The 21132-nt window shown below is 45.7% G+C and carries 17 protein-coding genes; 4 read left to right on the forward strand and 13 right to left on the reverse strand.

All coding sequences use genetic code 11. From position 1 onward, the window contains the following. Window positions 1–2: 2 nt before the first annotated feature. The 5 genes from BQ8014_RS11985 to BQ8014_RS12005 form a co-directional block, all read right to left on the reverse strand. The gene (locus tag BQ8014_RS11985; protein WP_080904549.1) at window positions 3–569 is read right to left on the reverse strand and encodes a flavin reductase family protein; all 567 of its coding nucleotides are present in this window, start codon (window positions 567–569) and stop codon (window positions 3–5) included. Further along, window positions 566–1030: an aspartate carbamoyltransferase regulatory subunit gene (pyrI, locus tag BQ8014_RS11990; RefSeq protein WP_080904550.1), complete on the reverse strand. Its 465-nt coding sequence runs from the start codon at window positions 1028–1030 to the stop codon at window positions 566–568. The genes BQ8014_RS11985 and pyrI overlap by 4 nt, the downstream gene beginning before the upstream one ends. Before the next feature lie 13 nt (window positions 1031–1043). Further along, window positions 1044–1961 (reverse strand): aspartate carbamoyltransferase, encoded by a 918-nt coding sequence (pyrB, locus tag BQ8014_RS11995; protein ID WP_080904551.1) that lies wholly within the window; start codon window positions 1959–1961, stop codon window positions 1044–1046. 380 nt (window positions 1962–2341) lie between these two features. Continuing rightward, window positions 2342–4036 (reverse strand): alkaline phosphatase, encoded by a 1695-nt coding sequence (locus BQ8014_RS12000; RefSeq protein WP_080904552.1) that lies wholly within the window; start codon window positions 4034–4036, stop codon window positions 2342–2344. Between the two features lie 32 nt (window positions 4037–4068). After that, a complete protein-coding gene (locus tag BQ8014_RS12005; RefSeq protein ID WP_080904553.1) occupies window positions 4069–5244 on the reverse strand; it encodes a M24 family metallopeptidase in 1176 nt (391 codons plus the stop codon). A gap of 226 nt (window positions 5245–5470) precedes the next feature. On the opposite strand from BQ8014_RS12005, the gene BQ8014_RS12010 reads away from it, so the two are divergent. Both BQ8014_RS12010 and BQ8014_RS12015 read left to right on the forward strand, forming a co-directional pair. Further along, complete coding sequence (locus tag BQ8014_RS12010) at window positions 5471–6796, forward strand: mechanosensitive ion channel family protein (RefSeq protein WP_080904554.1); 1326 nt, start codon at window positions 5471–5473, stop codon at window positions 6794–6796. A 16-nt stretch (window positions 6797–6812) separates the two neighbouring features. Next, window positions 6813–7280, forward strand: coding sequence for a GAF domain-containing protein (locus BQ8014_RS12015; protein ID WP_080904555.1), 468 nt, complete (start codon window positions 6813–6815; stop codon window positions 7278–7280). 2 nt (window positions 7281–7282) lie between these two features. On the opposite strand, the gene BQ8014_RS12020 is transcribed toward BQ8014_RS12015, so the two are convergent. The 4 genes from BQ8014_RS12020 to BQ8014_RS12035 all read right to left on the reverse strand — a co-directional run bounded on the left by BQ8014_RS12020 (window position 7283) and on the right by BQ8014_RS12035 (window position 13065). Continuing rightward, window positions 7283–7489, reverse strand: coding sequence for a heavy-metal-associated domain-containing protein (locus BQ8014_RS12020; protein ID WP_080904556.1), 207 nt, complete (start codon window positions 7487–7489; stop codon window positions 7283–7285). Window positions 7490–7604: 115 nt separating this feature from the next. Beyond that, window positions 7605–8891, reverse strand: coding sequence for a TolC family protein (locus BQ8014_RS12025; protein ID WP_080904557.1), 1287 nt, complete (start codon window positions 8889–8891; stop codon window positions 7605–7607). Continuing rightward, a complete protein-coding gene (locus BQ8014_RS12030) occupies window positions 8888–11998 on the reverse strand; it encodes an efflux RND transporter permease subunit (protein WP_080905947.1) in 3111 nt (1036 codons plus the stop codon). The genes BQ8014_RS12025 and BQ8014_RS12030 overlap by 4 nt, the downstream gene beginning before the upstream one ends. 8 nt (window positions 11999–12006) lie before the next feature. Continuing rightward, window positions 12007–13065: an efflux RND transporter periplasmic adaptor subunit gene (locus BQ8014_RS12035; protein WP_080904558.1), complete on the reverse strand. Its 1059-nt coding sequence runs from the start codon at window positions 13063–13065 to the stop codon at window positions 12007–12009. A 160-nt stretch (window positions 13066–13225) separates the two neighbouring features. Here BQ8014_RS12035 and BQ8014_RS12040 point away from each other — a divergent pair, with 160 nt between their 5' ends. Both BQ8014_RS12040 and def read left to right on the forward strand, forming a co-directional pair. Then, a complete protein-coding gene (locus tag BQ8014_RS12040; protein WP_080904559.1) occupies window positions 13226–14113 on the forward strand; it encodes an AraC family transcriptional regulator in 888 nt (295 codons plus the stop codon). A 66-nt stretch (window positions 14114–14179) separates the two neighbouring features. Beyond that, window positions 14180–14791 carry a peptide deformylase gene (gene def, locus BQ8014_RS12045; protein ID WP_080904560.1) on the forward strand — a complete coding sequence of 204 codons (612 nt, stop codon included), beginning with the start codon at window positions 14180–14182 and terminating at the stop codon, window positions 14789–14791. Window positions 14792–15097: 306 nt separating this feature from the next. Here def and BQ8014_RS12050 read toward each other — a convergent pair whose 3' ends face one another. From BQ8014_RS12050 to mltG, 4 genes are all read right to left on the reverse strand, one after another. Then, on the reverse strand, window positions 15098–17497 hold the full coding sequence (locus BQ8014_RS12050) for an alpha-L-rhamnosidase-related protein (protein ID WP_080904561.1): 2400 nt from the start codon (window positions 17495–17497) through the stop codon (window positions 15098–15100). Between the two features lie 113 nt (window positions 17498–17610). Then, a complete protein-coding gene (locus tag BQ8014_RS12055) occupies window positions 17611–18210 on the reverse strand; it encodes an indolepyruvate oxidoreductase subunit beta (RefSeq protein ID WP_080904562.1) in 600 nt (199 codons plus the stop codon). Beyond that, a complete protein-coding gene (locus BQ8014_RS12060) occupies window positions 18207–19805 on the reverse strand; it encodes a thiamine pyrophosphate-dependent enzyme (RefSeq protein WP_080904563.1) in 1599 nt (532 codons plus the stop codon). Before BQ8014_RS12060 ends, BQ8014_RS12055 begins: the two co-directional genes overlap by 4 nt. A gap of 78 nt (window positions 19806–19883) precedes the next feature. Continuing rightward, the gene (gene mltG, locus BQ8014_RS12065) at window positions 19884–20930 is read right to left on the reverse strand and encodes an endolytic transglycosylase MltG (protein ID WP_080904564.1); all 1047 of its coding nucleotides are present in this window, start codon (window positions 20928–20930) and stop codon (window positions 19884–19886) included. Window positions 20931–21132 lie beyond the last annotated feature (202 nt).

The following is a 21132-nucleotide window of genomic DNA, read 5'->3' on the forward strand; positions in this document are numbered from 1 at the left end:
TTTTATTTCTTTTTCCGGACGGACCAACCGAACGTACCGATCAGATCGCCCAATCCGTAATATTTCCCATGCGTATAGACCAGCAAGCCGGCCCGTTTCATATCGAAGGCGCCCGTATTCGGGTCGATAAACGCGGTGTCGGCTTGTACATTCACAACCTCCGCTACGAACATATCATGGCTGCCCAAAGCCAACACTTCCTTTACCCGGCATTCAATGCACAAAGGAGACTCTTCGATGATAGGCGCCTTCACCAGTGAAGCCTTTCCGGGAGTCAACTTCATTTCTTCAAACTTGGAGTAATCTTTTCCGGAATTCACACCACACCAATCCGTAGCATAAGCCAGCTTCTCCGTCGTCAGGTTGATTACAAACTCCATGTTCCTTGTCAGGATCGGATAGGAATAGCGTTCGGGCCGAACTGAAACATAACACATGGGCGGATTGGTGCAAATCGTTCCCACCCAACTGGCAGTCAGAATATTATATTCATCCGGAGTACTTCCGCAACTAATCATGACGGCAGGGAGCGGATAAATCATCGTACCCGGCTTCCAGTCTTGTTTCATTTGATAATGATATCTTCTTTATTGATCTTTCGCTCGCAATAACAACATTTAATCGTGCCGCGTTCTTTGTCCACCACCTGGAATCGCGAAACCATCGGCTCGTTGTTCGTAATACATTTCGGGTTGTTACATTTTACGATCCCTTTCAACTCGGAAGGCAGGCTGATTTTCTTTTTTTCAACCACTTCGTAATCACGGATCACATTCAGTACGACATTCGGCGCAATGAGGGCGATACGGTTTATTTCATCTTCTTCAAAAAATTTATCGGCAATTTTGATCACTCCTTTACGCCCCATCTTCTTACTGTGGAAGTTGTTTCCGATAGTAATGGTATTGTCCATTTTATCCAGACCCAACAGGGAGGCGACCTTAAACAAATGTTCCGGCGGGATATGGTCGATGGCCGTTCCGTTTTCCAATGCAGCAACCTGCAGCTCTTTTTTCTTCTGACTCGACATAGTCCGTACTACTTTAAATATTATTGATTCCTAAAACATCGCAAAGTATCGCTTCGCGGGCGTAAAGTCCGTTCTGCGCCTGTTGCATATAGTAAGCCTTCGGATTGTCATCCACGTCATAGGCTATTTCGTTGACGCGCGGCAGCGGATGCAGGATGCGCAGGTTATCGCGGCTTCCCGACAGCATGTCATTGCGGAGAATATAGACATTTTTCACCCGTTCGTATTCCATCAGGTCGGTGAAGCGTTCCCGCTGTACGCGGGTCATATAAAGGATATCGCTTTCGTTAATGATCTCTTCGGTAAAAGCCGTATGTTCGTAATACCGTATTCCGTGCAGGTCGCAATAACGCTTTTGCTCGTCCGGCATCCGGAGTTCGTCCGGCGCAATGAAATGAAATGTCGGATTGAAATGGGACATTCCTACGATCAGCGAATGAACCGTCCTTCCGTATTTCAGATCTCCTACCATGGTAATCGTCAGATCCTCCAGTTTCCCTTGGGTTTTCTGGATGGAATAGAGATCCAGCATCGTTTGCGACGGATGCTGGTTCGCCCCGTCCCCGGCATTGACGATCGGCACGCCGGTTACTTCGGCCGCATACCGGGCGGCGCCTTCCAGATAGTGCCTCATAACGATCACATCCGCATAGTTACTTACGATGAGAATGGTATCTTTCAAGGTTTCTCCTTTGGAAGAGCTGGTGGTAGAGGCATCCTGAAATCCGATGACGCGACCTCCCAGGCGATTGATTGCCGTTTCAAAACTAAGACGTGTTCGGGTGGAGGGCTCAAAAAACAAAGTGGCGCCAACTTTTCCTTCCAGCAAACGCCGGTTGGGGTTTTCTTCGAATTTCCTTGCATACTCCAAAATCCGGAGAAGATCGTCTTTAGAGTATTGATCAATGGAAACTAAACTTTTAGCATTCATATTGTATCTTCTGACTTATTTCGACAAATGTATAAAAAAACGGGGACAATTTCTTCGCCTCCGCTATTCTTTTCCGTGTATTTTATATTAAATATACAATGGTTATTCACCGGCAAATCCTCTTTTGCAAAGGGAGGCAGAAGTCAAAAAAGAGTGGGGTTGTGTCATAAGAAAATCCTGTAAAAAATTCATAGTTATGAACGCGCGCAGTCATAACTATGAATCAATTCGTTCATAACTATGACTGCACTTATTCACAACTATCATTTTTCCAGTTAATAAGCGAGTGCTTTTGGCACATTCGCCTTCATTTTTTTTTCAACCGGTTGACTAATTGAAATAATTAGTCAACCGGATATCCAAGCTCTCTTTACCGCTGTTTATTGCTTGAAATAATCAGCCAGGGAGGTGGGTAAATAGAAGGTATTATTTTTGTCGACATAGACGACAACAGACTTCAACCGAATCTCTTCCTGGCCTTTCTTGCCGGCTTTTACCAGATTAGTATTCGGGGTAATGGTCAATTGCTTTTTCTTGTTTTTCACCACCAAAGTAGGACTACCCTTCTCATCCTTCGCCGGAATAATTTCGGTCGTCAGGTCTTTGAAAACCTGGGAATGAGGAGCAAAATAGGTAGCTGTCAAGCCATCCAGCTGTCCGTTCAAACCGAATAGAGCCGCCATATAATGGTTCAATTCGATATTCGTATGCATTCCCATCGGCAAGGAGCCCTGCGGATGATAAGCGGCCAGAAAAACCTCCTCCCCGGTATGTCCTCCGGTAGTAAAGCCGAAACAGGTGCGGCTGGTCATCACTTTGGCCACAAAAGTTGTAAGCGAACCGCTGTACAATGACGGGTGTACATCTTTTTCGGAACGTTGCGCTTCAGGAATCGGGCTGTTCTTATAATCCTTGCAATTATTCAAGGCCTTCAACTCATCGTCCGAAAGTTCAAATCCGGCATATTGGCTGAAAACGGACTGCACCTCGGAGGTCGGGACGGCGTTCAGCTTTTTAGCAATCCCTTCCGCTGTCAATTTTTGTTTGGAGAAAGCTCCGAATAACTGGTCTTTCGTCAGTTTATCATAACCCGGGCAACGGGAGGATCCAATGCTGATTCCGCTGTTTCCATGGTCGGGAACGATAATAACAGCCGTCTGGCCGTCTTTCTTCGCAAATTCGATAGCAGCCTGGCAGGCGCGGTCGAAGGCCAGGAAGTCGGTCGTCATTCCGATCGGGTCATTGCTATGGGCTGCCCAGTCCACCTTGCTTCCTTCCACCATCAGGAAGAAACCGTTTTCATTTCGGGAGAGTTTACCGATAGCCGTCCGTGTCATTTCTTCAAGGGAGGGTTCTTTCGTCGAATCCCGGTCCAAGTCGAAAGCCATCTCCTTCGGGCAGAACAAAGACCACATTTTATCACCTGAATAATCGCGCATCCCCTTGATATCGTCCTTGAAGACGCCGTATCCATTGGAGCGCAAGTAGGCTTCGCTCTCCGGCGAAAGCAATGAAACGCCTCCTCCTATAACTACCGACAGGTCGTTATGCACCATCTGCGGGGCGATCCAATCGTATCTTCCGCGTTTGTAACTATGAGCCGAGCAATCGGCAGGGGTTGCATGGGGAAACTCACAGGTAAAAACTAAGCCGGCGGCTTTATTCTGTACAAGCTTTGCCGCTTCCAGAATCGTGACTAACGGCTGGTATGCCCGGGCGGAATCCGTCGGATAGATGTCATTGCCCGGATCACTCACGGGATAAGTGGAGACAAATCCGGTCAGACTGGGGTATCCGGTCATATAACAGGAAGTCGTCGGAGCAGAGTCTCCGATCGGGGCATTGGAAGAATGGGTACGCACCGTTCCGCACAGATAGGGATCGATATGCAGATTCGGTTTGTCCGCATTCAGATACCATTGGTACCAACGCGCCATAGAAACGGTAGCCAAGGAGGTACCGTCCGGAATAAGAAGAATAATATTCTTTACCGGTTTTACATTTTCAACATCCGCAGCTCCGGCTGAAAGAAGGGAAATGCATAAAAACAGAAAAAAAGAGATAGTCTTTTTCATACAAATAATAATTTATTAGGTATAGATAAACGTTATTCTAATTGTATAATTTCTTCTTCAAAAAGGGTCAACTTTTCCAGTCCGCTATCTGTCACCAGATAGCTATTCTCGATCCCTACCGCTCCCACTCCGGGAAGAACGAACTTGGGTTCATAGGCGAAGACCATACCGGGTTGCAACAATTCTTTCGAACGTAGCATCAGTACCGGCAATTCATTTATCTGGATGCCGATTCCATGCCCGACGAATTTCGCCTGCTGCTTGGTTCCCATAAACTTGTCGATCAAGCCCTCTTTCTTCGCCATCGAAACCGCCAGCTCGTATAATTCGGCGCAAGGAGTGCCCGGACGCGCCGTCTCTTCCATCTTCCGCTGGATATCCAAAGCGACCTGATGGGCGCGGTAGGCTTCGTCGGGTAACTTGCCGATAGCAAACACGCGGGAGATGTCGGTGATATAAGCGGTATAATTGCCGGCCATATCCACCAGAATAGTCATGCCTTCTTTCAAGACTGTTCCATTCGCACCGATAGGAAGAGTCGGAGTGATTCCCTGCCCTCCCAAGGCGAAATCAAAAGGGGAAGGATTTCCGGCATTGTCTCCCGCCAGAATGCTTCCCATGAAAATATCCATATTGCCGCCGAAGGTGCGGAAAATTCCGATGGAACCGTTGAGCCGCATCCGCTTTTCAATCTCGATCTGCAATTCCGTGTCCGTCATTCCCGGACGGAAGCATTCCCTGATCTCTCCGTACGTCTTCTCGTGTTGGCGGGCCGAAAGCCGGAACTGCCCGACCTCCCAGTCGCTTTTTATCTCCCTGATCCGACGGATCAGGGCGGTTGCGTTCCCGGTTTCTTCCGGTTGGAAGGCCGATTGCAAGCGGATATATTCTCCATAAGGAATTTCATCGGCTTCCAGCATTATTTTTTTAGGCAACTTCTCTCCCTTTGCAGCCAATAAGTCCGGTATTTGCTCCGGTTTACGGATAGAGTAGACATTCTCTCCGCACAACCCTTCGGGGCGCTTCACAAAAAAAGAAGGAGAACCTTCAACTGGCAAGTAGAAATAACCATTATAGATATGTCCGGTTGTATAATATAAATTGACATCGACACTAAACAAACAAGCCTCCGCATTTGACTTTCGCATGCCATCCTGAATGCGTAGCCATCTGGACTTCAACTCATCCGTCCGTTTTTCTGTAACCATCCGTTTTTATATTTTAATTCTTATCGCTTTCAAAGGTATTTATTTATACCGAAATAATATTCCGCTTACCCGCAGAATACATCATTTCGTAACAATTGTTTACTCTTTCCGCCTTTGATTTCAAAACAAATGCAAATTTCCATGGAAACGATTTTCATTCCGGAGAAGTTTCTATCTTTGTGCTACTGCTATATGAAAATGTAAACGATTTAATAAAAATGACAGAATGAATCAGACAATCAGTGAAATATCGGATTTATCCGATTTCGATACCTCTGCGAATATTATTACCAAATTTACAAATTATTTACTCCGGGATATCGGGGTATCCGAAAACTGGATACACATAGTCAATTTACTATTATTACTGGCTGTCGCCTGCTTAGTCGTCTTTCTGCTTCAAAAACTGGTCAATTGGGTATTGACCTTTTTCCTGAAAAGGATAGAAAAAATAACCCATCTGTCTTTCTTTAAACACGCCGTGAAGAACCGGCTTCCCCATTTTCTGGCTTTGGTAATTCCCTACACTTTCGTAATCAATGCGATCCCTACTATTTTCGAGGATTACCGCTTCATGATTACGCCTCTGAAGAAATTAACGGATATTTACATGGTGCTTATGGTGATCTGGACGTTCATGTCCGTAATTAAATCCTTTGCAAATGTCTTACAGGAAAAGCCGTCCTTTCACAACAAGCCGATGAAGAGCTATCTTCAGGTCCTCCAGATTATATTTTATCTTTTCGGCGCCGTCGCTATCTATTCGATCCTGACAGGGAAGTCGGCCGCAATGTTCTTCACAGCCATGGGAGCCGCTTCCGCCGTATTGATGTTGATGTTCAAGGACACCATCATGGGTTTCGTAAGCAGCATACAGCTTTCGACCAACCAAATGGTATTGATAGGCGACTGGATCACTATGAGCAAATACGGAGCCGACGGTACGGTGAAGGAAATCAATCTGACAACGGTCAAAATCCAAAATTTCGACAATACGATTACGACAATCCCCACTTACGCTTTGATCTCGGATTCTTTCCAAAACTGGCGAGGCATGCAGGAAAGTGGCGGACGGAGGATAGCACGCGCACTCATTGTCAGACAGGCGGATATCCATCCTTTGTCTTCCGACGAGCTGGCCCGTTTTGCGGCAATGCGCCCACTCAATGAATATATTACCCGGAAAAATAAGGAATATGATATCATTAATAAACAATTGAATCTCGATCCGGAGTATCCCCTAAAAGGATTCCAATTGACCAATGTGGATCTTTTTGTCCACTATGCCGAATGGTTTTTGCAACAAAATCCGCACGTCCACCAAGATATGACCTTACTTGTACGCCAACAAGCTCCTTCGCTTGACGGATTGCCTTTACAGGTCTACTGTTTTGCAAAAACAACTACTTTCCTCGGCTATGAAGAAATCGTGGGGGAAATATTCAGTCATTTGATCTCTGTGGTGCCCGTATTTGGTCTGACTATTTTCGAAAACAGTTCCAGCGCAGACTCGTTAACTGTTAATATTAAACAAGATACGATAGAAAAATAAACCCGATTATTTCATTATGGCAGAACATTTGGATATACCGGCTGGAAATAAAGAACAGATCTATCAGGCACTCCTTCCGCAAATAAAGGCGTTAATCGGAGAAGAAACCGATACGATAGCCAATATGGCAAATGTTGCCGCCGCATTGAAGCAAGCTTTCGGATTTTTCTGGGTCGGTTTCTATCTTGTCAAAGATGATCAATTGGTATTAGGTCCTTTTCAAGGGCCGGTTGCCTGTACACGTATCCGTTACGGAAAGGGAGTATGCGGAACCGCCTGGAAGGAGGAAAAAATCATTCTGGTGCAAGATGTGAATAAATTTCCCGGGCACATAGCTTGTAGTTCCGAATCAAAGTCGGAAATAGTCGTGCCTCTCTTCCATTCTAAAAGACCGGTCGCTGTACTGGATGTGGACAGCGACCGCCCCAATGATTTTAATGAGACAGATGCGAAATACCTGGAAGCGATCTGCCGGTTACTTTAATTTCAAACATCCAGCTCTTCAGCCTGATAGCCCGCTGCCTCAACAGCCTCAATAACTATAGCCGCAGGAATAGCTGCATAAACCGTCAAAATTTTCTCGGGTGAATTCAAATTGATATTCCACTCCGTCTTTTTCAGGATCGTATTTAGTTTTACTCCGATAGCAGCCACACAACCGCTACATTTTGCATTTGTTTTGAATTTCATCATTTTATTTTCTTATGAATCCGACGATCTACCTACAATTCATGAATAAAACAAATCGGGTAGTTTTTTTATAACAAATGACCCCGGAACATGTTCAACATAAAATGGAAACAAGATTTCAACGCCCGGTTACCTGTTGATATTCAAAGATCTTTTTCTCATAATTACAATAGGTCTCGACATATTTATCCCGGCTCTGTTGCAATAGGGTTTGTGCATCCAGCATGTCGGTGAGCGTCACGGTTCCTGCCTTGTAATAATCCGTATTCAATCGGAAATTCTCATTCGATTGCTCAACAGCCTCATTCGCCAGCATGATTTGTTTGTACGCATCATCCAGTTCATTCTTTACTTTTTGCATTTGTAACAATAACTGTTCTTCGGCATCCACTTTCCGGTTGTAAGCGATCCGTTCCTTTATCCGCTGATTTTTAATTGCGTGAGAGCCACCCCACCAGCCGGATAGCGGAATATTTACCGAGACGAAGACGGCACCGTTTCCGTTCCATCGATTCAGAAAGTTTTCCTGATAATAGGTTGCCCCGACAGCAACCGTAGGCAAATAATCCCCTTGCTTCATACGTGTCTGCAGTACGGAGGCTTCGACGTTTTTATCCAATAGCTTGGCTTCCATCCTGCCGGACAACGCCTCCTGATGGTCTACGTAATAAAGAACCGGGGATTCGGCGTGTTCAATAGCGGGCCGGACGATCTCAAATTGATCCGAGGCCCCCAGCTCCAACCCCATTTGCTGGCATAAGGACATTTTTACCAGCTTAATGCCATTCTCCAGATTGATCCGGTTACTCTTTACCTCATTCTTCTTCAACTGGACTTTCAACACATCATTTCTCATAATAAGCCCCGCCTTATAGGAAACTTCCACATCCTTCAATAAAGCATCCAACTGGTTATCAATGATGTCCAGTGTCTTCCCCTTTTCAAGCAAAGAAACCAATTGCCAATAAAGGCCCTCAGTTGTTAACAGTACTTCATTTTCGGATAGTTTAGCCTGGAACCGACTTATCTCCGTACCGATAATAGCCAGTTTATTCCCATGAATGATCTTTCCACCGACAAAGACCGGTTGCGTCAATGTAACGGCTCCCGTCAGTCCGTCGTCTAACAGGGCAATCGGCATTTCACCCATCTGCATAGCTACCATCGGATCTTTCGCTTTAAAACCAAAACCAGATGCGTTCACCGAAGGAAAGAAATTAGTAAACGCTTCTTTCTTTGTTTGTTCAGCCGCATCAATTTCCAGTCGGCTGTTCTTTATTTTCCGGTTATTTTCGATCGCCAACTGTTTACAATCGGCGAGGCTATAGGGTGCCTGTGCTGATAACCCGGAGACTCCGAGGCTAAAAGTAAGCAGGACGTGTATATATATTTTTTCTTTTCTCATGACTCTATTACATATTTTTTAGGTTTATCATCTTCCTTCCTGAAAACGAACCAGTAAGCCAACGGCAATACAGTAAGGATAAATACCATAGAGAGAATCGTCCCGAAGCAAATCACGGTTCCCATCGGACACCAAAGCGGGCTCTTACTAAGGATCATCGGAATGACACCCATCGATGCGGCTGCCGAAGTCAGGAAGATAGGACGCATCCGGCGCTTTCCGGCTTCAAGAGCTGCCTCTTTCACACCCTTTCCATGTACGTGCCGCAACTCTTCAGTATAGTCGAACATGATAATTCCGTTACGTACAATAATACCAATCAAACTTATTAATCCTAATACGGCTGTCACACTAAAGTCGACTCCCATAATCTTGAGTCCGAGAGCGGCTCCAAGGAGGCTCAATGAGGTGGAAGCTAAAACGAGCGTAGCCAGACTCACTTTTTTGAAATGGAAAAGAAGGATAAAAAAGATAATAACGATCGCAATCGTCAATCCCCCTACAATCTTAGGCATTGTCTCTCCGTCCGATTCTTTTACTCCTCCGTAAGAGACGGACACTCCTTTCGGCAGGGAGGTTTCAGACAAAGACTCTACAATCTCCTCCACTTTCGCTTGCGTCTTCCCCACATAAGACCCTCTTTTCACATCGACGAGCACGGACAAAGTGCGCACACCATTCCTCCGGACAATCTGCCCTTCGTTCCAATCGCTCGTCACCGTTGCGATCTGACGCAGCGGCACGCTGGGCGACATAATGCCGGAGACGTATTCGTTCGCCACATCTTCTGCCTGTGGATCGACATGCTCCCATTTAGATTTCAAAACAACGGGTAACTTATAATCATCCTCCCAGATTGTCGTGATCGGAGCGCCACCGAAACGGGCACCGAGTGTGATCCCCAAGATCGCCTCGTTCACACCCAAGCGGTTCGATTCGACCGGATCGATAGCGATATTAATACCGGGAAGAGGCTCTTCATAATTGGTATATACCCGGATCGGCTCGTCCAATTTCTTCATCTCCAACTGTAAGGTATCGGCAAATTTCTTCAAATCGGCAATCTTATCACCGGAAATGCGTACATCAATATCCGCATCTACATTTTGATAATCCAATTGTTTAAACTTAACGAACGCATTGGGATAATGATACGCATAGGTCGTGGCATATTTGTCCAGCAAATGTTCCGTCTCCTTATTCGACGTCGTATTGACAATAAACTGGGCGAAATTACTCCCTCCTATTTTCGGAGCGTAAGTAGTCTGAAAACGGGGGGAGCCGGAACCAATAAAAGACGTGATCGAAACAACGCTTTCTTCTTTCCGGAGAATGCCTTCCAGGTCTTGTGCAACCGCTTCGGTCTGTTCCAACGAACTTCCCTGTGGAAGATAGATCTCCACGGCAAACTGATTACGCTCCGCGATCGGCATCAGCTTCACCGGCAGGCTGGAAAACAGGAAAGCACCACCGATAACAGACAGCACACCGATCGACAACGAGATTCTGGGATAGCGGAACGCCATCTCCAGGAATCGGTTATACTGTGATTGCAGCACATCCAACAGAGACTTCTTCTTTGGTTTTTTTTCATCCTCCACCTTCTGATGCAACCCTTTCCTGATGAAGAAATATTGCATAAAAGGAATTAACAGGATAGCGACTCCCAGAGAAATTCCTAAGGTAATCAGTATCGTCCAGGGGAATGATTCCACAAAATCATGCATCTGTCCGGTTAAAATAAACAAAAAAGGGAAAAAGGTAATGCTGATGGCCAAAGTAGCCGACAGGATAGCTTTGAAATATTCCTTTGCACTTTCGATAGAAGCTTGCCAACGCGCAATGCCGTGATCCAGCTTTTCCAGATAACTATCCACAATGACAATGGAATTGTCGACAATCATACCCAGTACTACGACCAGTCCTGCCAGCGTCACAGTATTTAATTCGAGACCAAACGCATACATCAGCCCGATAGAGATAAATATCGTGATCGGAATCGAGGAAGCGGCTACACCGGCTACCCGCAGCGGAAGCAGCACCATCGTTACCAAGATCACTGCAATGATGGCAATTAACAATTCCTTCAGAAACGTATCGACCGAATCTCCGACAACTTGCGACTGGTCGGCAATCCGACTGATATGAATATCACTGGGAATATCTTTTTGAAACTGCTCAATAATTGCATTAACGTCTTTCCCATATTGCACGATATTATATCCTTCGCGCATTTCAGTTGATAAAATCAAGCATTTCTTCCCATTGTTTGTCGTATAGCTTGTCGGTTTCGGATACTCTCTCACCACTGTTGCAATATTCTTCAGACGGATATGATTGCCCTGCACATCGGAGTAGATGATTTGTTCTTCGATATCCCTCTCGGATTGATAAGGTCTTGACAGATGGATAGGAATTACCATGTCCTTATTATCAATCTTCCCGGCCGTCGTGATAAAGCCTTTCGATAGTAGTGTTTGATAGAGATTTAATACATTGATGCCATAACCGGCAAGCTTTTCTTTTTCAATATAGATACTGATCTGTTCCGATTGCGTACCGTAACGGCGCAGGTTGGAGACCGATTCGATCGTACGCAGCCGGTCCTCCAGGTTCTCCAACTGTTTTTCAAGTTGCCGGTATGTTTTCGTCTCCGATTCGAGCGTGATCAGTAAGGCCGATGTATCACCGAAATCATCATTGGCGATTAATGCCAATACGCCGGAAGGCAATTGCATCTTAAACGAACTCAGCCCATGTTTGATCTTCGACCAGACTTCGTCTTTATTGTTTACATTGTCATTCAACTCCACATAGACATACACAATCCCGTCCCTCGATTGAGAATAGGTTTTCGATTTCTTCACCTCTTTGTATGTAAAGAGGAAGTTCTCCAACGGTTTGGCCAATTGCTCTTCAATCTCGGCTGCAGTAGCCCCGGGATAAACTCCGGCAACGACTCCCTGACGAATGGTAAAGGCTGGAAACTCTTGTTTCGGCATAACCACAAGCGAATAAATACCGAATAAAATCAAACCTACCGTGATCAGGTTGACAATCCTATGATATTTCATCGCCCAGGCGATAAATCCTTTTTCTTGTTCCATAATCTCTTTCATTTGTTCGTTGCGACCTCAACGATAGATCCCGGGCTTATATTCTGGTATCCTTCGACAATCAACAGATCGCCCTCCCGAAGCCCCTCTTCAATCACGACTCCATTCCCAAGCAGACTTCCTAAAACGACTTCCTTATAGACCGCCTTATTTTCATCATCCTTCAACCAGACAAAATGTTTGCCCGAATAATCGATCTGCACCGATTGAAGCGGCACGACAATGTCCTTCTTTTCTTTTTTTTCCACATTCTTTGTTAGATAGGCCTTACAGACCATGCCGGGCATGATTCGTGCCTCTTTATTATTGATCTGCGCTTTGACGTCATAGGTATGCGAGATGGGATGTGCACTGACTCCTTTCTCGACAATCTTACCCTCAAAAACCGCGTCTTCCAGTGCCGCGATCTTAACCTGACAAGTTTCACCGAGCCGGATCCCCGATATTTCATTTTCCGGTATGGCGATACGAACCTTCACCGACTGGATCGTTACCAGATTATAAATCGGCGTGCCGGGCAACACATTGGCGCCGGCTTCCTGGTACCGCCGGCTGATCACTCCTGCGAAAGGAGCATATAACTTACAATCATCCAGATTCTTGCGCATCACCTCTTCGCTGGATCTTGCCTGCTCTAAAGCCGTCTTGGCTTCGATATATTTGATTTCCGGGAGACTATTGTTCTCATGAAGCAAGGATAACCGGTTATAGGCATCCTGCGCCTGATTCAGGGTAGCTTTCGCAGCTGCGTGCATGTTTTCCATCGTTTTTGTATTCAGCTGTGCCAGCAGTTGACCTTTCCTCACCTGCTGTCCTTCTTGCATGTATACTTGTTCCATATTACCACTCACTTCAAAGCTCAGGTCTACAGCATTCTCTCCTTCAACCGTCCCTATATACTCCTGTTGATAAAGGTTCGCTTTATACTCGATCTTCTCTAAACGAACCAATGTCTTCCGCACTTCTTTGTTTTTTTCTTTCCCTGGAGAACAGGATATGGCTCCAACCAGGAGTAGAGCACACACACCTTTGCTTAGGAAACCTACAATTCTATTCATACCTAACCATCCTATTAAATTAATCTACCTTATTTATTGGGGACAAAGGTCTGTTTATTCAACGAATAGTTTTAACTCATTTCTTCTACAATGATATTCAAAATGTCGCATCTTTATCTATCTTTGTCTGTAAGTCTTTTTTAATCCATAATAAAAACGTATGTCTAACAATGGCTACAACAGAATTTCTGTCGACGATATAGCGAAGTATACAAACACTTCCGGTATTAACAATTTCGTTGTCTCCGAAGAAGAGATGAATATAGATGAATATCCTTACGACCTTCGATACCCGCATCTGTTGGAAGGTATTGCCTTCGCCATCTGCCTGAAAGGAACGGGAAGGATAAAAATCAACTTGCAGGAATACATCATCGAATCCAATTCGATTCTTATTCTCCTACCCAACTCCATCATACAAGTCCTCGAAAAAGACGAAAAGTTTCAACTTGAGTTTTTGTTCTTTTCGTTCGACTTTATCTCCGATTCGAAAATCATAACAGAAAAGGGAGTTTTAGAAATTATCGAACAGGTCTCTTATCTGAAACTCCACCAAAAAGCAATTGATGATCTGCTCGAGTTTCATTATTTTATTGTCAAACAGTATAAAAAATCCACTCATCCGTATCGGGAAAAGATTGCCAAAAGTTTATTGCAAACGCTTATTTACGAGATCTTGCAACTGCATCAAAACTCAACGGTTGGTATGGAAAGCGAAACGTTAAGTCGTCAGGAAGAGATCTTACAGCAATTTATTAAATTACTTTTCAAATACCACCGCCGGGAACGAAGTATTACATTTTACGCAAGCAAGATTTTCCTCACTCCTAAATATTTATCCAAAGTTATTCATGAGACAAGCGGAAAATCTATTTCACAATGGATCGACGAAATGGTTATTATGGTGGCAAAAGCATTGCTGAAAAGTTCGGATATGACAGTCTCTGAAATCTCGGAAGAACTCAACTTCGCCACTCCGTCCCTCTTCTGCCGTTACTTCAAAAAGAATACAAGCCTCACTCCTATCCAATACCGGATAAAAGACTAAGAAAAGAAAGATCGGACGGGGATAAATTCTACTTATTCTCTTAATTTTGCAGCATAATTCAACGAAATGAATAAAACAATGCTATTTTTGGGAACACTTGTCGTAATCACAACATGCGTTTCCTGCCGTTCCATTAGTAATAAAGAAAGGAATAGTATTTTAGATGCAGACGAAAATACCCCTTTTGATATTTTGCAAACAACAAATCCTACGGATTCGCTATTTCTTCGCCGCAAGGCTAAGAACATAAAAAGAGTGAACCGAATCGCGCACCATGCTACTTGGCAGCATTTCTTCAAACGACTGCGAAAAACGCTGGATCAAGCCGAGGGCGTCGGTTTGGCTGCTCCTCAGGTAAGTATCGGACGAAATGTCTTTTTATTTATGCGGATTGACAAACCGGGGCGGCCGGTGGAGATTGCTATCAATCCGCGTATTGTGAGTCATTCCGACGAAACAGTTTGTTTCGAACGCGACGGATGCCTTTCCATTCCCGATCGCAGTGGAAACTCCCGTCGATATGAATGGGTCGAAGTTGAATATTATACGGAAAAAGGTGAAAAAATCAGAGAAAAATTAAGTGGAACTTCCCGGCAAACGGACTTTACCGGCGTTATTTTCCAACATGAATATGACCACTTACAAGGGATATTATTTGTTGATAAATTATGTGATTGAACCCTGTTTTTTTCGTTTTAATTTTCGAATTAAAATTTTTATTTTTTGGAGTTAAAAATAAAGGTTAAGGAGTACACTTTATGAATCTATACCCTATATTTGCCGTGTATTACTTATTTGATGTTTAACTTTTATTTTTACAAAAATGGGAGATAAAAAGCCTGCTAAAAAGGAAGCGAAGAAACCGGCTAACAAACCGGCAGAGCAACCCAAGGCAAACATCGGTGACAAGAATAAGAAATAAATTCATTCCTTTATCTTTAAGGCGGATGCAAAAGCACCCGCCTTTTCTATGTATTCCCGGATTTACTTTCCGATTTCCAATTTATTTTCCCCGGCCTTCAGTGGATATTCTTTTCCTTTCCATACAAAAAGCCCTTCCGTCTGTTCCGGTAAACCCAGTTCAGCCGTCAGCTTGCCTTTTTTATCAATCCGGTAAGCGGCCGAAACTATACCGTTCGGATGAGGGATGGAACCGCTTACTTCTTTCAGGGAACCTAACGACGGTGCGATTCGTATCTTCCTGAATCCCGGAGCATCGCTATCGATCCCAAGCAGGATACGGTAGAATTCAATATTCGGACTGGAGCCCCAGGCATGGCAGTCAGAACGCGAAGGTTCGGGGGATTCCGCCCAGGTAGTCAGTCCGAGATCCAACTGGTCTTTCCAGATCTGGAGATTATCCAACAATTCATCCCCTAAGCCGGCTTTGCATAAGGCCTGATGGACGTAATAGCGGAAATAGATGGTGGCCTGCGCCAGCGAAGCGTCCGAAAGCGTCCGTTTCATCACCGAGGCCGCCTGTTCACCACTTACGATTCCAGCCAGGATAGCCAGCGAATTGACATGCTGAGAATAACTTCGATGGTCATGCGTATCGGCAAACAAGCCCTTGCCCTCTACCCAGTATTTAGAAATGAAGCTCTGACGGATCTGTCGCGCCAATAGGCGGTAATGTTCCGCCATTCCCGGCAAGCCGAAGGTTTCCTCCATTTCCGCCGTCGCATCCAATGTCAGCAAATACATCAGATCCTGAAAGGCGGAGTTGCCGTCCTTTTCCCGGATCGGCTGACCTGAAGCAAAGGAAGGCGACCAGTCCGCAAAGAACCAGTGCGGCACGTAACCGAGGCTATAATCGGGTTTCAGCCATTGTTCATACCAGGCCAGTATTCCGCGATAAGCCGGAAGCAACGACTTCAGATACGTTTCATCCCCGCGATACATCCAATAATCGTGTCCCATGCAAACCCACCAAAGCGAGAAAGAGGAAATGAACTGGTGCAGGCCGGACGGATAACGGCTCATCGTAATCCCGTCCATCGAAATCGACTGCCTCCCTTGTTCCAACGCATTCTTTACCAAGAAAGAATCCCGGGTATTATAGAGGGAGATCATCGCTTGGATGCGGGTGTCGCCAAAATACTGCAACTGCTCGTAGTAAGGGCAGTCCATATAGGTTTCGTTGGCGCAAAGACGCGCCGTCCGCCAACCGGTTTCCAATATTTTATTCAGTTCCGGATGTCCGGCAGCCGTAAATGTCGCCTCATTGACAAACGGATAAGCCGAAAAAGTACCGTAAATATCTTCAATCTGTAGCGGCTCGTCCACTGTCCGTATGTTCAGTTGTACGTAGCGCCAGGTGCGCCACCAGAGCGTAGTAAAACTCCGCCCCTCTCCTCCATCGGCAATAATGCGGTCTTCGTATCCGACAAAGCGTTTCCCCTCGATCTCATCCCGGTGTCCCTTTGAACGCGATTGGGCACTATCCTGATAAAGAGCTTCGGCATATCCAATCCGGATCTCCGCCTGATTTCCCTTGGAAAAGAACAAGGAGAGGTATCCCGTCATGAGCTTCTGATGATCCAAAAGCAAAGTGACGGCTGTATTGGGCGGTATGATTAAAGAGGTAGATTTCTGTAAAAAGTCTTTCGGAATCTTTATATTCCCTGCTTTCCGCACCACCTGAAAACGTTCTTCATGCATCTCCATAGGCGGAATAGGAGTAGGAACCAACAATCGTCCCGGATAATCCATCGAACCCTTCACTGCAGCCCGGATCCCGGCTTGTGCATCCGCCCAGCCTGCGTCATCAAAGTCTTCCCGCTCCCATCCCCAAGGGTAAAGGGAAGCGTTCAGTTCCTCCCCGGCCCCGACGGCATAATAACCATAGACCGGTTTGTTCCATGGGGCATAAGCCTTATTCTTAAAGCATTTCCAGGTGGCATCCGTATTCACCTCTTTTTCTGCATCGGTATTTCCCTGCAGTAAAAAGCCGGTTTGGAGGAAACTCATTTGCGGGATAGCCCGCTGTTCGGCAAAGTTCCAAACGACTGCTGCTAACTGGTTCCGTCCTTTCTTCAAATAAGGCGCCAGATCGACCGTCTCGAAGTTCCAATTGAAAGGATCGCTCCTTGCCGGGCCCAATGATACGAACTTTCCGTTCACATAAAGTTTATAGCGATTATCCGCCGAAATATGGACGATATAAGAGGCCGGCGCTCCGGTCAGTTCGACCGACTTCCGGAAAAGGTAAACGCCATACACGTTCGGCGCTTCTTCCGGCAAGGATATCCAGGCGGCTTTCCACCGTTCACCGGATAATAACTGAGGATTGATAAGGGATTGGCTATAGCCTTGTAATTGTATTTGCGCCGATAAAGAGCCGACGCTCCAAAAGCAGAAAAACAGCAACAGAAGTCTTTTCATGGTAGTTATCAATTATAAGAATCAGTGGATAAATGTAATATTATTTCAGATTATAAACAAAAAAACTCACAAGGCTATCCATTAATCCTGTGAGTTCTCTTATAATTAATCCGTTACAACGCCGTATCCTCTTCGATCAACTGTTGTGCGAGGGTATAACCCGCCTCCAGTGCTTTCAGATTGAGGTTTACGATTGCCTCTCCTTTCCGTCCGAAAATGGAACGGATTCCTTGCTCTATTTTTTCGTAGGCCAATGAAAGGAAAGGTGAAGCCGCTCCCAGCATCACAATATTGGCCGCCCGTGCCGAACCGGCTTTTGAAGCGATTTCATCCACATCCAAAACGACTTTATGCGGCAAACGATCTAACGCCTCCATTAGCCGATCCATTTCCGGATAGTTCGGAATATTGACAAAAGGACGCGAATTGGTGACGATCCATCCTTCTTTTTTCAAGTAAGGTAAATATCTCAGGCTCTCCATCGGTTCCAGGGAGATGATCAAATCCGCCTCCCCTTTCGGGATCAAGTCCGACGCGATCGGTTGGTCGGATAAACGTAAATGTGATTGCACATCCCCTCCCCTCTGGCTCATTCCGTGGACTTCCGCCTGTTTCATAAACAGGTTATCCTCCAAAGCGGCTTCTCCGATAACGGCAGCAATTGAAAGGATGCCCTGTCCGCCTACTCCCGATAAGATAATATCTCTTTTCATTCCTTTTTTGTTTTTTTCTTTCTGGATAAAGTCTGGATACACTCTCTACGCGGGACGATGACGGAAACACCCGGGTATCCGATCTCCTCCCGGATCAGGGTCTTCATTTCCTCAAAGTTCTTTTTCAGCGGAATCACGACGCGAAGGTGGGCCGGATCGACGCCAATCCCCAGGCAAATGGATTCGATACGCCCGGTTGCCGACGAAACCTGTCCGCCGGTCATCCCGGTCGTCTCATTGTCTGAGATAATAATCGTTATATTCGTCCCTTCATTCACACAATCCAGCAAGCCGGTCATCCCGGAATGCGTAAAAGTGGAATCACCGATCACGGCGATCGAAGGAAATAATCCGGCGTCGGAAGCACCTTTCGCCATCGTAACGGAGGCGCCCATATCGATGCAGCTGTCGATTGCACGGAACGGAGGCAAGGCGCCCAAGGTATAACAACCGATGTCACCGAAGACTTTCGATCCGGGATATTCTTTCACAACTTCGTCGAGAGCATCGTACATATCGCGATGGCCGCACCCCATGCACAAAGCAGGCGGGCGCTGCTCCACTATCTCCGGAATCCCGTATGGGCTATCGACCTTCTTTCCCAAAGCCAGTCCGACCACTTCCGGTGTCAACTCGCCCTGTCTCGGAAGCATACCGTCGAGGCGGCCGTGAACCGTAAGCCCACGTCCCAGATAACCCTTCAGTTGCTCTTCGACAAAAGGCGCCCCCTCTTCTACAAGGAGCAATTCTTCGCAAGCATCCGCAATTTTGCTGATAAGATCTTTCGGAAGCGGATACTGCCCGATTTTAAGGACAGGATATTCGCAGCCGGCAGGATAATTTTCCATCAGGTAATTAAAAGCGATCCCGGTCGTGATAATGCCCAGCTTCTTATTCGTTCCGTCAAAATAACGGTTATAAGAAGACTCCTCCGAAGCTTTTTCCAGTTTCGGTTGTGCTTCCAGCAATCGCGTATAGCATTTACGGGCCAGGGCGGGAAGCAGGATAAAACGTTGCCGTCCGTCCGCCGGAAAATTCAGTTCATTCTGAGGTTTTAAAGGACGGGTGATGACACCGGAACGGGAATGAGCCATACGGGTGGTCACGCGCAAAAGAATCGGATAGCCCAACCGTTCGGAAAGCTCAAAGCCTTCATAGACCATGTCATAGGCTTCCTGTTGACTGGAAGGCTCCAGCATCGGGATCATAGCAAAATTCCCGTAAAAGCGGTTGTCCTGTTCGTTTTGGGAAGAATGCATCGAAGGGTCGTCTGCCGTAACAATGATCATGCCGCCGTGAATTCCGCTCATCGCCGCATTCATAAAGCAGTCTGCCGCTACATTCAGCCCGACATGCTTCATACAACACAACGAGCGTTTACCGGCATAACTCATGCCCAAGGCAGTCTCCATCGCCGTCTTTTCATTCGCACTCCATTGGCTGTGAATGCCTCGTTCACGTGCAAGCGGAGACTGTTGGATGTATTCCGTTATTTCGGTGGACGGAGTCCCCGGATAGGCATAGACGCCGGAAAGCCCGGCATCAATGGCAGCCTGAGCAATCGCTTCATCTCCCAAAAACAAGTGTTTTTCCATTTATCGGTTTGCTTTTCTATTGAAGTTTCATTAATTGTCCAAAGGTAAGGAAAATCTCTCGAAAACCGTTGCCCTTTCTTACTGAATCCCGCGCTTATTCAAGGCTTCACGGTAACGATTGGCATTTTTGGCATGCTCCTGCAAAGTCATCGCAAAATTATGGTGCCCGGAAAAATCTTCCTTTGCACACATATAAATGTAATTGTGTTTGGTATAATTCAATACCCCTTCCAGTCCTCGGATTGTCGATATGCGCAAAGGCCCGGGCGGCAGCCCGGTATATTTATAGGTATTATAAGGGGAATCGATAGACAGATGTTCGAACAGGATCCGGCGCAATCCGAAATCACCGACAGCATACTTGACCGTCGGGTCGGCTTGCAAAGGCATTCCTATATGTAAACGATTTATATATAGCCCTGCAACCATAGGATATTCTACCGGATCAGCCGTTTCTTCCTCCACGATGGACGCGAGTATGGAGACTTCTACGGGAGAAAGCCCGATTTGTTCAGCCATCTTCCGGCGCTCATCCGTCCAAAATGCATTATACTCACGAAGCATCCGTTGCACCAGTTTGGGAGCGGAAAGATTCCAATAAACCTCATAGGTATTTGGTATAAACAGGGCTTTGATGGTTTCGGTCGTAAATCCGAGAGAGTCGCAATAGGATGAATCCTGAAGGAGGGTCAATAAATCTTCTTTCGTAAACATCATTTGGTCGCTAAGCCGTCCGGCCAACTCGTCCGTCGTACGGATATTGTTGAAAGTCAGGTGAACCGGCTCCTGATGCGCCCGAAGCAGGCTCTTTATTAATACCGTATTATTCATTCCCTTCACTACGGCATAGCGTCCGGTTTTCATCTTTTCCGGATAATGCATCCAACGGGCCAGCATTTTAAAGTTGGAAAGGCTCCTGCAACCGGCAGAATCCTTTAACTGGCGGCATAGTTCATTAAAATCCTTCTTTTCGTCTACATAAACGTAAACGGTTTTCTCAGTCGCAAAATTCGGATAAAAAAGAATCCAACTTCCCCATCCGATTAAACCGGCGCTAACCAACAAAAAAACAGCCATCAAGCTGATGATTATGTTTCTTTTCTTCGATGATTTCTTTTTACCCATTGAATCAATATTGGATGAATACTCAAATGACTCGCAAAAATACATAAAAGAGAAGAGAGAGATTATAAAGAAGAAAATAAAAGATTCTGAAACTGTCTAAATTTTACCGAAATATTTTCTTATCTCATTTTCGCAAGTAGATTCAGAGCGCTCGGTTGTATTGTAATTATCCTGCTTCTTCGAAAGAAGCGGTTTTTTCTTA

Origin of the sequence: Parabacteroides sp. Marseille-P3160 (assembly GCF_900162725.1) — a bacterium.
Classification (GTDB): Bacteria; Bacteroidota; Bacteroidia; order Bacteroidales; family Tannerellaceae; genus Marseille-P3160.

Excerpts from the sequence above, each read along its gene's own strand:
- BQ8014_RS12010 (WP_080904554.1), top strand. The coding sequence starts at position 5,471 with ATGAATCAGACAATCAGTGAAATATCGGATTTATCCGATTTCGATACC.
- BQ8014_RS12040 (WP_080904559.1), top strand. The coding sequence starts at position 13,226 with ATGTCTAACAATGGCTACAACAGAATTTCTGTCGACGATATAGCGAAG.
- mltG (WP_080904564.1), bottom strand. The coding sequence starts at position 20,930 with ATGGGTAAAAAGAAATCATCGAAGAAAAGAAACATAATCATCAGCTTG.
- pyrI (WP_080904550.1), bottom strand. The coding sequence starts at position 1,030 with ATGTCGAGTCAGAAGAAAAAAGAGCTGCAGGTTGCTGCATTGGAAAAC.
- BQ8014_RS12035 (WP_080904558.1), bottom strand. The coding sequence starts at position 13,065 with ATGAATAGAATTGTAGGTTTCCTAAGCAAAGGTGTGTGTGCTCTACTC.
- BQ8014_RS12000 (WP_080904552.1), bottom strand. The coding sequence starts at position 4,036 with ATGAAAAAGACTATCTCTTTTTTTCTGTTTTTATGCATTTCCCTTCTT.
- BQ8014_RS11985 (WP_080904549.1), bottom strand. The coding sequence starts at position 569 with ATGAAACAAGACTGGAAGCCGGGTACGATGATTTATCCGCTCCCTGCC.
- BQ8014_RS12030 (WP_080905947.1), bottom strand. The coding sequence starts at position 11,998 with ATGGAACAAGAAAAAGGATTTATCGCCTGGGCGATGAAATATCATAGG.
- BQ8014_RS12020 (WP_080904556.1), bottom strand. The coding sequence starts at position 7,489 with ATGATGAAATTCAAAACAAATGCAAAATGTAGCGGTTGTGTGGCTGCT.
- BQ8014_RS12005 (WP_080904553.1), bottom strand. The coding sequence starts at position 5,244 with ATGGTTACAGAAAAACGGACGGATGAGTTGAAGTCCAGATGGCTACGC.
- BQ8014_RS12025 (WP_080904557.1), bottom strand. The coding sequence starts at position 8,891 with ATGAGAAAAGAAAAAATATATATACACGTCCTGCTTACTTTTAGCCTC.
- def (WP_080904560.1), top strand. The coding sequence starts at position 14,180 with ATGAATAAAACAATGCTATTTTTGGGAACACTTGTCGTAATCACAACA.
- BQ8014_RS12050 (WP_080904561.1), bottom strand. The coding sequence starts at position 17,497 with ATGAAAAGACTTCTGTTGCTGTTTTTCTGCTTTTGGAGCGTCGGCTCT.
- BQ8014_RS12015 (WP_080904555.1), top strand. The coding sequence starts at position 6,813 with ATGGCAGAACATTTGGATATACCGGCTGGAAATAAAGAACAGATCTAT.
- pyrB (WP_080904551.1), bottom strand. The coding sequence starts at position 1,961 with ATGAATGCTAAAAGTTTAGTTTCCATTGATCAATACTCTAAAGACGAT.
- BQ8014_RS12055 (WP_080904562.1), bottom strand. The coding sequence starts at position 18,210 with ATGAAAAGAGATATTATCTTATCGGGAGTAGGCGGACAGGGCATCCTT.
- BQ8014_RS12060 (WP_080904563.1), bottom strand. The coding sequence starts at position 19,805 with ATGGAAAAACACTTGTTTTTGGGAGATGAAGCGATTGCTCAGGCTGCC.